At 38.3% G+C, this 15,030-nt stretch carries 11 protein-coding genes; 6 read left to right on the top strand and 5 right to left on the bottom strand.

Annotated features, from left to right (window positions below; translation table 11 throughout):
• Nucleotides 1-47 precede the first annotated feature (47 nt).
• Together B2V92_RS03180 and B2V92_RS03175 are read right to left on the bottom strand one after the other, a co-directional pair.
• Entirely contained in the window at nt 48-656 is a 609-nt protein-coding gene (locus B2V92_RS03180) for a SprT-like domain-containing protein (RefSeq protein ID WP_293304762.1), read from the bottom strand.
• 312 nt (nt 657-968) lie between these two features.
• The gene (locus B2V92_RS03175; RefSeq protein WP_293304760.1) at nt 969-3,236 is read right to left on the bottom strand and encodes a helix-turn-helix domain-containing protein; all 2,268 of its coding nucleotides are present in this window, start codon (nt 3,234-3,236) and stop codon (nt 969-971) included.
• A gap of 438 nt (nt 3,237-3,674) precedes the next feature.
• On the opposite strand from B2V92_RS03175, the gene B2V92_RS03170 reads away from it, so the two are divergent.
• Nucleotides 3,675-5,258 (top strand): peptide chain release factor 3, encoded by a 1,584-nt coding sequence (locus B2V92_RS03170; RefSeq protein ID WP_113947614.1) that lies wholly within the window; start codon nt 3,675-3,677, stop codon nt 5,256-5,258.
• A gap of 136 nt (nt 5,259-5,394) precedes the next feature.
• Complete coding sequence (locus B2V92_RS03165; RefSeq protein WP_293304757.1) at nt 5,395-6,390, top strand: thiol-activated cytolysin family protein; 996 nt, start codon at nt 5,395-5,397, stop codon at nt 6,388-6,390.
• A 20-nt stretch (nt 6,391-6,410) separates the two neighbouring features.
• Here B2V92_RS03165 and B2V92_RS03160 read toward each other — a convergent pair whose 3' ends face one another.
• On the bottom strand, nt 6,411-7,451 hold the full coding sequence (locus tag B2V92_RS03160) for a helix-turn-helix transcriptional regulator (RefSeq protein ID WP_293304756.1): 1,041 nt from the start codon (nt 7,449-7,451) through the stop codon (nt 6,411-6,413).
• 1,049 nt (nt 7,452-8,500) lie between these two features.
• Between B2V92_RS03160 and B2V92_RS03155 the strand changes: the two genes are divergently transcribed.
• The 4 genes from B2V92_RS03155 to B2V92_RS03140 all read left to right on the top strand — a co-directional run bounded on the left by B2V92_RS03155 (nt 8,501) and on the right by B2V92_RS03140 (nt 12,908).
• Entirely contained in the window at nt 8,501-9,598 is a 1,098-nt protein-coding gene (locus B2V92_RS03155; RefSeq protein WP_293304755.1) for a slipin family protein, read from the top strand.
• A gap of 62 nt (nt 9,599-9,660) precedes the next feature.
• Nucleotides 9,661-10,422 carry a nucleotidyltransferase domain-containing protein gene (locus B2V92_RS03150; RefSeq protein WP_293304753.1) on the top strand — a complete coding sequence of 254 codons (762 nt, stop codon included), beginning with the start codon at nt 9,661-9,663 and terminating at the stop codon, nt 10,420-10,422.
• Nucleotides 10,412-11,473: a DNA polymerase beta superfamily protein gene (locus B2V92_RS03145; protein ID WP_293304751.1), complete on the top strand. Its 1,062-nt coding sequence runs from the start codon at nt 10,412-10,414 to the stop codon at nt 11,471-11,473. Before B2V92_RS03150 ends, B2V92_RS03145 begins: the two co-directional genes overlap by 11 nt.
• 10 nt (nt 11,474-11,483) lie before the next feature.
• Nucleotides 11,484-12,908 carry an RtcB family protein gene (locus tag B2V92_RS03140; RefSeq protein ID WP_293304749.1) on the top strand — a complete coding sequence of 475 codons (1,425 nt, stop codon included), beginning with the start codon at nt 11,484-11,486 and terminating at the stop codon, nt 12,906-12,908.
• Nucleotides 12,909-13,341: 433 nt separating this feature from the next.
• On the opposite strand, the gene B2V92_RS03135 is transcribed toward B2V92_RS03140, so the two are convergent.
• Entirely contained in the window at nt 13,342-13,548 is a 207-nt protein-coding gene (locus tag B2V92_RS03135) for a DUF2683 family protein (RefSeq protein WP_293304748.1), read from the bottom strand.
• 142 nt (nt 13,549-13,690) lie between these two features.
• Nucleotides 13,691-14,944: a pyridoxal phosphate-dependent aminotransferase gene (locus B2V92_RS03130; RefSeq protein WP_293304746.1), complete on the bottom strand. Its 1,254-nt coding sequence runs from the start codon at nt 14,942-14,944 to the stop codon at nt 13,691-13,693.
• Nucleotides 14,945-15,030: the final 86 nt, after the last annotated feature.

Genomic DNA, 15,030 nt, shown 5'->3' with positions numbered 1-15,030 from the left:
TTAGCTGGAGGGATGCTGAAACAAGTTCAGCATAACGATCATGAAGATCACTTCTCTACAAAAACTTCTGCCAAAGGATTGAACAGATACAGGCGTTTATCATCCAAACATACACAACGGTACCGTTTCCTGATCCTTTCGCCTTTGGTAAAGCGCCTGCCATCTTTGATTTTAAAAGTGGTATTGATCGGCAGTTGCTCCAGATGCAGCGTTTCGGTTTTGTTGCTATCGTATTTTTTTAATGCACGTGATAAATGCAGATCGGAACAGCTTGATGCTGCCGGATTAGACATGTAATTATCAATCGCTTTATGGATATCATCCGGAAAGATATTCAGTTCAAAAAAAGGAACCATCATCCGCTGGAAATTCTTTTTCCACTCCGAACCGTGTGGTTTCACTTTATTCTTGAAATCGTTCCAGGTAAGCAGATGTGCAAACTCGTGCACCGTAGTAACCAAAAAAGCGTAATGGTTGAGGTTAAAATTTACCGAAATACGGTGCCCTTTTCCTTGATAAGGATGGCGGTAATCGCCCAGTTTTGTAGAGCGGGTTTTAGAAATTTTAAATTCGCACTGAAAATAATCTATCCACTTTGCAATTAGCGGCGCCGCCTGTTCAGGCATGTACTGCGCTAAAACGTTAACTTTCTCCATTTAACCGCAAAGTTCGCAAAGTTTTACTTAGAAAACATAATTTTATGATAGATAAACCACAGCGCGCATGGAGTTTACATTGAAAAACAGAAGTTATTTTAATAAACATTAACAATACGCTTTTAGATTAAGTTTGGGAGAGATTTATATAATGATCGTCATCTCGACTGGAACGCAGTGGAATGGAGAGATCTATCTCGAGATAGATTTAGCTTCGCTGAGCACTTCGTGGTTCTCGACTTCGTTGCACTCCGCTCGAAATGACGATACTGTATTTAACATCAGATCTTAGCCCTAATAATCTAAACCAAACTATTCCTCCGATGGAAACAACGATGCCAGCACCAATTTAATCTCACCAAAGGAATAATCCTTTCCTAAAAACTCCCTGATGGTTGCCATAGATTTTGTTTTCTGACTCTCCACCGCATCGCTGATATTTCTGATCTTATTGGCCTTTACCAATTTGGTTACATCCAGTTGTTGCGTTGATACATAATAAGCCAGATGCCCCTCAATGGTACCCACAGAAAAACCGCGTTCTTTTGCAATTTCTTCGATGGTTTTACCCTGCTCGTAAAGTTCGAAGCTTACGAACTTGGTATCTATTTTCGGTTCTTTTTTCTTTTTCTCGGCAGCAGATTTTACTTTCAGTGTTTCGCCTTTTAACTGGATGGCCTGCTGAAGCTGTTTGCTCCTTTCAACGGTATTCAATAGTGCATCGGTATCGGCTTTGCTAAATTCCTTGCCATCAATCAATGCCTGCAAAAGGGCTTTGCTCTTGTGCATTTTTTTCAATTGTTCGTACACCAGTATTTCGAGTTCCAGCAATTCGGTAACATAGGTTTTAATCTGCCTTTCTTCCTTAACCGTTTCAATCTGCGCCAAAAAACGATCTGAAATTTCTTTAACCAGAGGATTAAAATAATGCAATGCAGCCACTACCCTTTTAGATACATTAAACAAAGTATGTTCTGTTTGTTGGGCAAATAGATTTTTAAGCTGATTTACGAAGGTATCGGCTGTAGCAGTTATTTTCTGGAAATCGGCATAAACCGTTTGCGTCCAATCTTCATATTTTTGCTTGGCCGATTTTTCGCTTTTATCAAAAGTCTGGCGGTGTTCCTTTAAATAATAACGGATCAGATTCAGGTCGAAAGCTGCCAGCAGATAACTACGTATAAAAGTATAACTCTCCGTACTGATCTGTTCGTTAAGCACCTCAGAAGGCTGCTTGGTTTTAGAAAAATAATGCACATTCTGATCCTGTTGCAAACCACTATCGCGCAGATGCGAGGTTAAAACCAATCCTTTTAACGAACGTAGGCGTGATAATGCCACGTAAGCCTGTCCGGGAGCAAAAGCCTCACCTACATCTATAATTGCTTTATCAAAGGTTAAACCCTGGCTTTTATGTACGGTAATGGCCCAGGCTAGTTTAATGGGATATTGGATAAAAGAGCCGGCTACGTTTTCTTTAATTTCGTTGGTTGCTTCATCCAGTTTATATTTTACATTCTCCCAGGTGTAACGCGAAATCTCAATCACGGTCCTTTCCTCCGGAAGCTCGATCTCAATGGTGTCCTTTTCAATATGGTGCACTACCCCTATTTTGCCATTGTAATAGCGTTTTTCGGCGGTCATGTCGTTTTTAATAAACATCACCTGTGCACCAACTTTTAACTCTAAACTTTTATCATTCGGGTAAGCATATTCGTTAAATTCTCCCTGCACTTTTGCCTCAAAAAAGTAGGATTTGGTTTTCAACTGCGCCAATCGCTCGCGGTTAATGCTATCTGCTTTATTGTTGTGCGTGGTTAAAGTAATATAATTTTCATCGGCAGAGGGTTTAAAATCCTGTTTAAAGTGCTGTTTGAGCAAAGCAGTATCCTCTGCAGTGATTTTATTGTTCCTCAGGTTATTTAAAAGATCAATAAAAACCGAATCATCCTGACGGTAAATCTTATCGAGTTCGATATAAACCGGTGGATTATCCTGCAGGGCCAGTGCATCAAAAAAGTAAATACTCTTATAAAATTTGGCCATAATACGCCATTCATCATTTTTTACTACTGGGGGTAACTGGTGTAAATCGCCGATAAACAACAGTTGTACCCCGCCAAAAGGAAGATTTCTGTTCCTCCGCACATAACGCAAAGCAAAATCAATGGCATCGAGCATATCGGCCCGTAACATACTCACCTCATCAATAACCAACAGTTCGAGCTCTTGCAACATGCGGCGTTTATTGCCCTGCATGTTTAAATGTTTTACCAGGGTTTTGGGCGTATTAAAATTGAAGTTGATGTTCTCGTTGATCAATGCACCCGCAGCATCAGGAAAAAATGCACCGAAAGGCATCTGGAACAATGAATGTATGGTTACCCCGGCCGCATTAATGGCAGCAATACCCGTAGGTGCTACAATTAGTGCTTTTTTATGTGTAAGCTGAATGAGTTTCCGTAAAAAAGTTGTTTTACCCGTTCCGGCTTTTCCGGTTAAGAAAACATGTTTCGAGGTGTAATTAACAAATTTAGCCGCAATTTCTGCGGGCATAGAAGTTTCTTCTAAAGTAGGCATCGGCAGTAAAATTTTAGTTAGCAATAAACGGAGGGACGAATAAAGCTAAACATTTTAGCACAAAACTAAACAATGATTGATGAGAAATTTTAATTTAAGGGAGATAATTTTAGATATAATGCTTAATAAATAATAGAAACTTAACAATTGGCTGGGATAAAACGTTAACAGAACCAACCTAAACCTGACAGAAACGGCAGCCTCCGATTTTTTTTAATCGGAGCTACAGTATATGGCAGAACTGAATTAACAAAAGAACCACTGCCCCTGCTTTTCCAAATCTATTCGCCCCAACAATAAAACAATACAACAACCTAACAATTAATGATAAAGCTTTTTATTATCTTTGCGGCCTGATGAAACAACAATATTCAAATCTTATAGCTGTTAAATTCCTTTAACAAGGTTTCATCACCTGTTTACACCCAAAATTTTATTATGCTTAACCCTGAAATAGAAAAACGTAAAACCTTTGCCATTATTAGTCACCCCGATGCGGGCAAAACCACACTGACAGAAAAGTTTCTGCTTTTTGGTGGTGCCATCAATACTGCCGGTGCGGTAAAAAGGAACAAAGCGAACCAAAGCAATACCTCCGATTTTATGGAGATCGAAAAACAGCGTGGTATTTCGGTTGCAACTTCGGTGATGGGTTTCGAATACAGCGGTAAACGCATCAATATTTTGGATACGCCTGGTCACAAAGATTTCGCCGAAGATACTTACCGGACTTTATCGGCCGTGGATAGTGTGATTTTGGTGGTCGATTGTGTTAAAGGTGTGGAGGAACAGACCGAAAAACTGATGTCGGTTTGCCGCATGCGTAATACACCGGTAATTATTTTCATCAACAAAATGGACCGTGAGGGTAAAGAAGCTTACGATTTATTGGACGAAATTGAAGAAAAACTAAATATCAGCCTTTGTCCACTTTCATGGCCAATTGGTCAGGGACATACCTTTAAAGGTGTTTACAGCATTTATAACAAACATTTAAATTTATTCAATTCGGATAAAACCAAGGTAACCGATTCGGTTGTAGCGGCAAACGATTTAAATGATCCATCTTTATTGAATTACCTGAAAGAAAACGAAATCAACACCTTAAAAGATGATGTTGAGCTGGTTGATGGCATTTATGGTAAAATAGATAAGGATTTATATACCGATGGTTTGGTTGCACCTGTATTTTTTGGCAGTGCGATTAATAACTTCGGGATCAAGGAGCTTTTGGATACCTTTATCGATATCGCACCAAGTCCACGCCACAGAGAGGCTGAAGAACGTGATGTATTGGTTGGGGAGAAAAATTTCAGTGGATTTGTTTTTAAGATCCACGCCAACTTAGACCCCAAACACCGTGATAGGATTGCCTTTTTAAGGATCTGCTCGGGTAAATTTGAACGCAATAAATTTTATTACCATACCCGTCAGGATAAGAAACTGAAATTCTCCAACCCGATGGATTTTATGGCGAACGAAAAAAGTATTGTTGAAGAAGCATGGCCTGGCGATGTGGTGGGCTTATACGATAGCGGCAACTTTAAAATCGGCGATACCCTGACCGAAGGCGAAAAACTGCAGTTTAAAGGTATCCCCAGTTTCTCTCCTTCTATTTTTAAAGAGGTAGAAAACATGGATCCGATGCGTACCAAACAATTGGAAAAAGGTATCGAGCAATTAACCGACGAAGGTGTAGCGCAATTATTTGTAATGCAGCCGGGAAACAGAAAAGTGATCGGTGCAGTTGGTGAGCTTCAGTTTGAGGTAATCAATTTCAGATTAGAGCACGAATATGGTGCAAAATGCCGTTTCCGTACCTTGAGTTACACCCGATCGAGCTGGGTAACTTCTACCGACAGGAAAAAACTGGATGAGTTTGTAAAACGTAAGCAACAGCATATCGGTTTCGATAAGGAGGCCAATCCGGTTTACCTGGCCGATAGCGAATATATGATCAATTTAACCAAACAGGATTATCCTGATATCGAATTCCATAAAACAAGCGAGTTTAAAAGCTAAATGTAAACCTCGCAGGCCTCAAAAACCTGCGAGGTTTTTTTTAATACATTTCATCACAAGCAAAAACTAAAAAAATAGTTTCTGGCATAAAAGTTGTAAGTGTGCAGGTATTCAAACACACTATCTGTACAACCCTATGAAAAACATTTTAAACCATTCTCTGATTATTATTGCCTTGCTATTAACATTTTCGTGCAAAAAAACTGAAAATCCAGTAGTAATCCCCCCCGATCCAGTTAATCCTGTAATTCCTGTTAATCCAACCGAAATAGATAAAACTGAAGCCCTAACCTGGAAATTCGACTCTTTCATTGTTGATGATAGCAACGTATCGCAGATATTTCCCGGAGCAATTTTCAACATTAAACAAAACGGGAACAATCTTGAATTGATTTCTTTAAAAGATCAATACACACCACTGCCTATAACCGCTTCTACTTCTATAGTAGGTATTGAAAACAAAACCTTTAATAGTATTCCGTCTGCAGACAAGATTTCTGCTTATACTAAAAATTTAACGATCAATAATACCATTGAAAGTCAGCGTTATTCGGAAGAAGAATTTAAGGATTATAATGTGGTCAAATATTTCCTTTCAAACAATGGTGATGTAAAATCAATTTTCGAAAAAAGCGGAATTACAACTTCTACGCGGATTACCAAAAAACACGCTTCTTATTTTTTCACTAATAACAATAAATTTTCGTTATACATGGATCTGCCGGATAAAACAGAGTTATTATCTGTGGCAGATGCAGCGAAGATTAACGCCTCAAATAATGCATATTACATTAATGGCATTGTATATGGCAATAATACCCTAATTTTAGGAGAAGCAGATACCGATTTTGCAACATTGAAAACTGCTTTAAAAACAGTGCTTTTAAAGCAAGAATTAACACCGGCACAAACACAGGCTTTAAATACCGCAAAAGTTACTTTTTATGCCAGGAGTGGCAGCGAAAAATCGTTCATCAAGGTTGCAAAAAGTTTAAGTGAAATTAAGGCCATAGCTCAGGAATTTGAAGCATTTAATAACACGGCTATTTCTTATCCAATATCGTACTCATTACGTTCGGTAAAAGATTTTAGCATGTTTAACCATCAAATAACCGTCAATATTATTAAATAATAACCGTTATTGGCAAAAGCTTAGGAGCCCGAAACTTTAATATCAATTTCTGTTTCATATTGTTCGTAAGTTTTTGCCAATCTTCTTTTAATTTTAGAAATCAACAATCGTGGCGAAAGTACTTTAACACATTCTCCAAAGCCCAAAATTTCGCGTTCCAGTTCGTAATTTAATACCACATCAATTCTAAAGGTGGTCGTTTTATCATTTTTTGTCAATATTACCTGCGATGGATGCAAAGGTTTGGTTACCACATAAGGCGCATGATCATTGGTAAACTCGAGGATTACTTTTTGTGCACGGTCGCGCTCGCTCTTGGTTACACCAATTAAATCATCGTAATAGCGATCGAAATCTACTCCCTGATAAGCAAAAAATTCTTCGTTGGGTAGCTCCTGAAATTCGACAATCCGATCTAAAGCCAGGTTTAAGATCCCTGGTCGCTTTTTTGCTTTACAGATCAAAAACCAACGGTTCCGGTATTCCTTTAATAGGTATGGAAAATAAATTCCCTGTTGCGATTGCTGTGCTTTGAATGATTTATACTCAATCAATAATGATCGTTTGTTTAAAACTGCCTGATACAAGGACGGAATACATTCCAATCCCTTAACCAGTTTATTACTTTCCAGCTGGATATTATTACCACTCTGTTTAGTCGATTTGTAGAGGTTATTTTCCAAACGGGCAATCATATCACTCATCTCATCGAAATAATTAAAGGCATTAAACTGCTTCAGTACGCCAACAATTTCTTTCATTTTATCAACATCAGCATTATTGATCGGTGCTTTGGTGATACTGAACGCTGGGTCTTCGTAAGCGTAAAAACGTTTATCTTTTACTACAATCGGTGCATTATAACCCAATTTATCACTCCGCATCAGCTGAATATCGGCCTGAATAGTTCGCTTGCTCACACCTGTGGTAATGCCTTCCAGCTCGTAAAGCGTTTCTGATACCTTTTCGATAAGATCTTCTAAAGTCCATTTTCGGAAACGGTTTCTCAAACAATCGTCGATGGTTTTATACCTGATGAGCGCTAATTTATTTACAGCCATTTTATAGCGGTTTTAAGTTTTTATCAAAAATCTGGTGATTTTCTTTAACCTAAATATACAAAAGCGCTTCACATCTACGCAATACAAATGCGCAGTTTATAGCAAAAAGAAAGATTTTTAATAAAAAACAAAATTTAAAACCATAATAATCAATCACTTAAACAAAAAACCATAAAATATTTTTCGCTACGCAAATCGGCTGCGCAGTGGTGATGGCATCTTTGTAATGTCGCCAGTTGATAAAGTTCTTTGAAAAATATTAATAATAACAATCTAATCTGTAAAACACAGTTTACGTTTTGAATGATACGCGCTCTCTGTTATGTTGTTCTGGTTTACCTGGTTCAGCTAGAAACCCCTGTTCCCGATAGGTGGAACAGGGTAGCGTTAATGCAGATCAGATCATTATAAAGAAATTCCGATCAATAATCGGAATGGCAATACTAAATAAAACTTATCCAATGTTGCGGGTTTCTGAACAACCCCAAAGTATTCGGGCACATTGCGTAGAATATACTGATAACGATTATGATAGATTGTCTGAACACGTTGTGTGCCGTGGGTTCGAATCCCACTTCCGGCCCGCCGGAATAACTCAGGGGTAGAGTAACAACCACCAAATGCAGGTTCGAATCCTGCTTCCAACTGTCACTTGGAATCGCATAAGGGTAATGCTGTATAGTCTCAAACACTAAACAAAAAGAAGGGCAACTTTTCAAACCGCCCACCAAAACCAGCGTTGCGCAACCGCATTTGGCTTAAAGATTTTTCGGAATCCCAAAAGTAAATCTGTGTTTGCTCAGTAAGAATTAGTGCAGCAGGAAAAGATTTAAAAATCAAATGGGTTAAATCGAAAAAGGTAAAATGCTCGAAGGGAGTATGAACCAATAAGAAAAAACCGCATTTCATTTTTAAACAAACCTGATCAACTTTTTTTTCCGCAAAAAACAGGTAAATGTTCTTGCGCAGCGCTTTTAAGAGAAAATTAACATACCTATTTAAGTCCTCCCCTCAAGGGGAGGATTTAGGTGGGGCTAACTCCAAAAAACATGAAAAGAGTAACTATTAACACCAATTATGTTGGATTGGTGTTTAAAAAAGGAAAATTAAAAAACGTTTTAACAGCAGGTACCTACTGGTTAGGTTTTGGCGAAAGCATTGCTTTTTACGATATGGCCAAAGAGTACCATTACTCAGTTGCCGAATTGGATATATTGTTGGAAAATGCAGATTTTGCTGATCTGATCCACTTAGTAAGCGTTGCCGATAATGAACTTGTTTTGGTTTACCAGAACAAAAACTTTAAGTCGGTTTTAACTGCTGGCCGACATGCCATTTGGAAAGGTCTGTCTGAATACAATTTTGTTAAAGTAGATATCAGTAATATTAATATAGACGGAACTATTGATAAAAACTTACTCGAAAAAGCACCTTTATTGAATTACATCAGGGCTTATAAAGTAGAATCGTTCGAAAAAGGGCTGTTATTTATCGATGGCAAATTCGAAAGTGTGGTTGAAGCAGGAAATTATGTTTACTGGAAAAACAGTACCACTATTCAGCTCTTGAAAACCGATGTGAGACAACTGAATATGGAGATTATCGGTCAGGAGATTTTAACTAAAGATAAAGCGCAATTGAGGGTAAACTTCAGTATCCAGTATAAAGTTGAGGATATTATCAAGGCATTACTGGATAACAAGGAATTCGAAAAACAATTGTACATCACCATGCAATTGGCATTAAGAGCGTGTATTGGCTTAATGACTTTTGATGAATTGATGGAAAGCAAAGAAAAAGTTGCCGAAATGGTAATGGGAATTACCTTGGATAAAGTTGAAAACCTTGGTGTAAAATTAACCAACTGCGGTGTTAAAGACATTGTTTTACCAGGTGATGTTAAGGAAATCATGAATCAGGTTTTAGTAGCCGAAAAAAGGGCACAGGCCAATATCATTACCCGGAGAGAGGAAACAGCCTCGACGAGAAGTTTACTGAATACGGCTAAACTGATGGAGGATAACAATATGTTATATAAGCTGAAGGAGATGGAGTACGTAGAGAAAATCGCGGAGAAAATCAACAACATCAGCTTATCAGGCAGCGGACAAATTGTAGATCAATTGAAACAGATCTTCGTGAAATAAACTAAATTTAGAAACCCCTCGGTTAGGTGCATGTTGCCTGCCGGGGATTAATAAAACATAAAATGAAAACAACCATCATAAACAGACTTGCAGAAATAGAAAGGGCAAACGATATCAAGATATTATTTGCCTGCGAATCGGGAAGCCGTGGATGGGAATTTCCATCACCGGATAGCGATTTCGATGTCCGTTTTATCTATGTACGCCCGCTTAATTATTATCTTTCCGTTTCGGAGAAAGATGATCAGCTGGGTTTTCCGATCAACAATGAACTTGACATTTATGGTTGGGACATAAAAAAGGTGCTTAAATTGATACAAAAATCTAACACTACTCCTTTCGAATGGCTACAGTCGCCCATTGTTTATGGGGAACAGGCTCATTTTAAGGACGAATTATGGACATTGTGCCAATCATATTTCTACAGGAAGACAAATATTAACCATTACCTGGGAATAGCACACGGTGCATTGGAAACCGTAATAAATGGCGATGAAATCAAAATCAAAAAGCTTTTTTATGTACTCCGCCCTTTACTTTCGGCAAAATGGTGTTTGGAGAAAAACACGATTGCCCCAATGACCATAGGGCCGCTTTTAACCCTGATGCCAATACGGCTTCAAACATTGGTTAAAGATTTAATCACATTGAAATCAACCTCTGCAGAAGGTTTCATCATCAAAATAGACACAGAACTGCGTAAATACATTGATGAAGAGTTTAAAAACTGTACTGAAGGAGCCAAAGAACTGCCAAAAGAAAGTTTCGATAACGAAATGCTCGATGTTTTTTTTAGAAATACAATAAGCCGTTATGACCATTAAAGATTTAAAAGATCAGAACCTGCTTTTATTTGAATGCTTAAGCGGTAGTAAAGCTTACGGTTTGGATACGCCACAATCAGACACTGATATCAAAGGAATATATTATATGCCAAAAGAAATGTTTTTTGGCCTGAAGTATATCCCACAGATCAGCAATGAAAGTAACGATGAGGTTTATTATGAAATCGGCCGTTTTATTGAATTACTGATCAAGAATAATCCAAATATTGTAGAAATTTTAGCTACGCCAAAAGAATGTATCCTTTACAGGGATCCGATAATGGATAAGCTAAATATCGATATCATTTTATCCAGGTTATGCAAAGATACTTTTGGTGGATATGCCTTAACACAGATCAGGAAAGCAAAAGGTTTAAATAAAAAAATTTTAAACCCAATGCCGAAGAGAAGAAAAACGATACTTGATTTTTGTTTCATTACGGTTAATTACTCATCGGTAAAAGCTAAAAGCTGGTTAACAAAAAATGGCATTTCGCAGGTAGATTGTGGGTTAGCGAAAATTCCGAACACTAAAAATCTTTATGCTTTATTTCACGATGCAGAAAAGAAATTTAACTATAAAGGAATCGCCAATAAAGAAACCGCTAACGAAGTTTCTGTTTCTTCTGTACCTGCCGGGGAAAAAGAAATTGCCTATCTCTTTTTCAATCAGGATAGTTACTCATCCTACTGTAAAGAGCATAGCGAATATTGGGAATGGGTAGAAAAACGGAATAAAGTAAGGTATACAGTAAACAAAAGCCATGGCAAAGATTATGACGCTAAAAACATGATGCATACCATCAGACTACTTCAGGTGGCACTCGAAATTGTACGTGATGGAAAACTTAATGTAAAACGGCAGAACAGGGATGAGCTATTAGCTATAAAAAGAGGCGATTTTGAATACGATGAAATATTAAATATGGCAGAAGATCTGATGCTACAAATAGAAAGAGAAACAGTAACGAGCAAGCTTCAGCAAAAACCAGATGCAAAGCTGATTGAATCTGTACTTGTAGAAATGAGAGCAGAACTTTACGCTTATTAAAAAACAAACAATGAACAACAACATAACAGGTAACAACCTGATAGAAATAGGTTATACCAAAGGAAAAATTATAGGAATTGCTTTAGATATCCTGAAAGAAAATTTTGCGGATACCGATGAAAAAGAATTGCTTGCCTTATTTAAAAAAGTAAAAGATTACCCCGAAAGTTTTTTGGGTGACGAAGTATTGAATACGTTGGCAACAGCTGTAATTGACGAAGCCAACCCAAAACCGGATGGAACCATCGAACTGATTGATAGCCCTAAAGATTATTCCATTTTCGGTGCCGATTATATTGAAGAAGGCGCCAGAAACCAAATGGATATTGCCATGAAACTACCGGTTTCTGTAGCGGGCGCATTAATGCCCGATGCGCACCAAGGTTATGGTTTGCCAATTGGCGGTGTTTTGGCTACCAGAAATGCCATTATCCCTTACGGTGTAGGTGTAGATATCGGTTGCCGAATGGCTTTGAGTATTTTCGATATTCCTGAAAAACATTATTTCGGGAAAGATGCGATGTATAAACGCGAATTGATTGCTTTTACCAAATTCGGCGCAGGTCAAAACTTTAAAGGTAGCGAAAGGGCCGATCATGAGGTTTTAGAAGATGAAGCCTTTAACTCTACGCCTTTTCTTAAAAACCTACATGGAAAAGCCTGGGCACAATTGGGAACTTCGGGCGGTGGTAACCACTTTGTTGAATGGGGTATTATCGATTTTGCAGAGCGCGATGAGATTTTAAATATCGATAAAGGTCGCTATGTAGCACTTCTAACGCACTCCGGTTCGCGTGGTTTTGGGGCTACCGTTGCAGATCATTATACCAAACTGGCGAAAGAGATCTGTAAACTCCCTAAAGAGGCTGCAAATCTTGCTTATCTCGATCTGAATAAGTCTGAAGGACAAGAATATTGGATCGCGATGAACCTCGCCGGGGATTACGCTTCGGCTTGTCATGAAGTGATCCATAAAAGGTTAACCAAGGCTATTGGCGCAAAAGTTTTGGCCAAAGTAGAAAACCATCATAATTTTGCCTGGAAAGAAATGTTCGAAGGCGAAGAAGTAATTGTGCACCGAAAAGGCGCTACACCAGCAGGCAAAGGTGTAATGGGGATTATCCCGGGGAGTATGACGGCGCCAGGATTTTTAGTGAGGGGAAAGGGTGAAACAAATGCCATCAACTCGGCATCGCATGGTGCCGGACGTGCAATGAGCCGCTCGAAAGCTTTTCAATCGATTACAAAATCGGATATGAAGGCCATTTTAAAAGACCATAATGTTACCTTAATCGGTGCAGGTTTAGATGAAGCACCAATGGCATATAAAGACATTAACAAAGTGATGGCTGCACAAACCGAACTCGTTGATGTAGTGGCTAAATTTGAACCAAAAATGGTGCGCATGGCAGATGATGGGAGTCGGGAGGATTAGTCTTCAGTCTAAAGTCCGAAGTCATTAGTCTACAATAGATCAACCTCGTAGGTTTAATTCGGCATATTTATTTTTTTAAAGGCCTCATTGAGGGCTTCGCCGTTTAAAAACCTGCGAGGTTTTTTCGTATTAATGATAAAAAATTAGAAGAACACCGGTTCCTGTCTGTTATCCCAAAAGAAAAGAACTTCTATCCGATCGGGTTTAATCTCGTAAAATACAGAACAAATCTTTTTAATTACCCCTTGCCTGATATTTGGATCTATTGCTGTTTGCTTATAAATGAATGGCGAATTGCCAATTAATTCTAAAATTTTAATGGTATTCTTTTTAAAGTCACTTACTGCTTTTTCACCTAGTCTTTCACGTATCTGAGCGCAGATCGATTCAAAAGTTTTTAATGCTGTTTCTGATATGATTACGGGCAACCCCATCAGATCGTTGAAATTTTTTCCTTAAATTCTTCTAAAGAAAAACTTTTCCCCGCTTTGATATCATCTTGTCCATTCCTTATTCCTGATACAACATGTGTTGGTAAGGCATCGTCTTTTTTTATTTCATAAGGGACTTCTAAAGCCTCTAGAAATGCCTTTAAAGCTTTCTCTTGTATTTTATCGGGATGTACAAGGTAAGTTTCCATATTAATGCGATTTTAAACTAATATACAAATTTAAAGATTATTAAATTAACCACTGTAAACCGAAAACGGTTTCTGTCAATGGCATAAAAACAAAAAACCTCTTCAAAATTAATTGAAGAGGTTCTCTTATCTATTTACAATTTTATTTCAACTTACTTAAAGCTGTTTTAATCCTAGGCAACATATCTTTAATGTCCTGCAGGGTACAGGCCCCAACCGAAGCCCTGAACCAAGGCATACTATCTTCGTTTCCGAAGGCAGAAAAAGGTACTAAAGCAGCTCCGGCTTCTTTGATCAGGTAGAAATTTACATCTGCACTGTCTTTTAAAACTTTACCATCTTCAGTCGTTTTTCCGATATAGTCAATTTTAATGGTTAAATAAATGGCGCCCATCGGCTCCACGGCATCAACATTAAAACCTTCGTTTTTCAATTCGTTAAAACCGTTATAAAGGGCATTTAAACTATCCTGGATCTGACCTTTAAAGCTGGTTAAAAAAGTATCAACCTGCACTTTATCATTAAAATAGTTAGACATAGCTACCTGCTCGGCTTTTGGCGCCCAGGCGCCCATATGGCCAACCAATGCTTTCATCCTGTTGATAATATCCTCTGGACCAAAACCCCAGCCTACACGTACACCGGTTGCCGCCAAACATTTCGAACTGCCATCAACAAAAACGGTAAATTCGCGCATTGCCGGACGTAATGAAACAGGATTTACGTGCTCTTTGCCAAAAGTTAAAAGCGAATAAATCTGATCGTACATTAAATACAATGGTTTTTCATCTGCTCCACGGCTTGCATTTTCTTCCAAAACAGCATCACAGATTTCGGCCAGCGATTCTGCATCGAACATTGTTCCGGTAGGATTTAATGGCGAACATAAGGCCAATAATGTTGCTCCTTTTAAATGCGGTTTCAACTGTGCTGCAGTTGGCATAAAGTTATGCGCTGCATCGGTTTCTACTGCAATGGTTTTTGCGGAAGTTAAATGGCAATAGTGGTTATTATTCCACGATGGTGCCGGAAAAACCACGGTATCGCCCGGATCGATCAAAGCCAGATAAGTAGCATAAATCAAAGGACGCGAACCACCCGAAACCAAAATACTATTGGTGTTATATTCCAGTCCAAACCTGTCTTTCAATAATTCCGAAACGGTTTCGCGTAATGGTAACACACCGTCAGCAGGTGGATAATTGGTTTGGTTTGCATTGTAGGCATCCACAATCCCTGCTTTTAATTCAGTCGGGATCGGGTAGATATTGGCGTCGAAATCGCCGATGGTTAAGTTGGCAATTGAAGCGCCTTTGCGTTTCATTTCGTTAACCTCGTTACCAATTTTAATAATTTCTGAACCAATTAATGAACTGGCCAATACTGAAACTTTCATACGTATATATTGAAACTGCTTTTAGCAGATTTATAATGCTTTAATTATTTTTTGTAGTTCTTTTTTATCAATACTACTCTCTTCCG

Origin of the sequence: Pedobacter sp. UBA5917 (genome assembly GCF_002432345.1) — a bacterium.
Taxonomy (GTDB): Bacteria; Bacteroidota; Bacteroidia; order Sphingobacteriales; family Sphingobacteriaceae; genus Pedobacter.
Note: the sequence above shows the minus strand (reverse complement) of the source record. Positions and strands in the feature narration are given on the sequence as shown.

Excerpts from the sequence above, each read along its gene's own strand:
- B2V92_RS03180 (WP_293304762.1), bottom strand. The coding sequence starts at position 656 with ATGGAGAAAGTTAACGTTTTAGCGCAGTACATGCCTGAACAGGCGGCG.
- B2V92_RS03150 (WP_293304753.1), top strand. The coding sequence starts at position 9,661 with ATGAAAACAACCATCATAAACAGACTTGCAGAAATAGAAAGGGCAAAC.
- B2V92_RS03160 (WP_293304756.1), bottom strand. The coding sequence starts at position 7,451 with ATGGCTGTAAATAAATTAGCGCTCATCAGGTATAAAACCATCGACGAT.
- B2V92_RS03130 (WP_293304746.1), bottom strand. The coding sequence starts at position 14,944 with ATGAAAGTTTCAGTATTGGCCAGTTCATTAATTGGTTCAGAAATTATT.
- B2V92_RS03145 (WP_293304751.1), top strand. The coding sequence starts at position 10,412 with ATGACCATTAAAGATTTAAAAGATCAGAACCTGCTTTTATTTGAATGC.
- B2V92_RS03175 (WP_293304760.1), bottom strand. The coding sequence starts at position 3,236 with ATGCCTACTTTAGAAGAAACTTCTATGCCCGCAGAAATTGCGGCTAAA.
- B2V92_RS03170 (WP_113947614.1), top strand. The coding sequence starts at position 3,675 with ATGCTTAACCCTGAAATAGAAAAACGTAAAACCTTTGCCATTATTAGT.
- B2V92_RS03140 (WP_293304749.1), top strand. The coding sequence starts at position 11,484 with ATGAACAACAACATAACAGGTAACAACCTGATAGAAATAGGTTATACC.
- B2V92_RS03135 (WP_293304748.1), bottom strand. The coding sequence starts at position 13,548 with ATGGAAACTTACCTTGTACATCCCGATAAAATACAAGAGAAAGCTTTA.
- B2V92_RS03155 (WP_293304755.1), top strand. The coding sequence starts at position 8,501 with ATGAAAAGAGTAACTATTAACACCAATTATGTTGGATTGGTGTTTAAA.
- B2V92_RS03165 (WP_293304757.1), top strand. The coding sequence starts at position 5,395 with ATGAAAAACATTTTAAACCATTCTCTGATTATTATTGCCTTGCTATTA.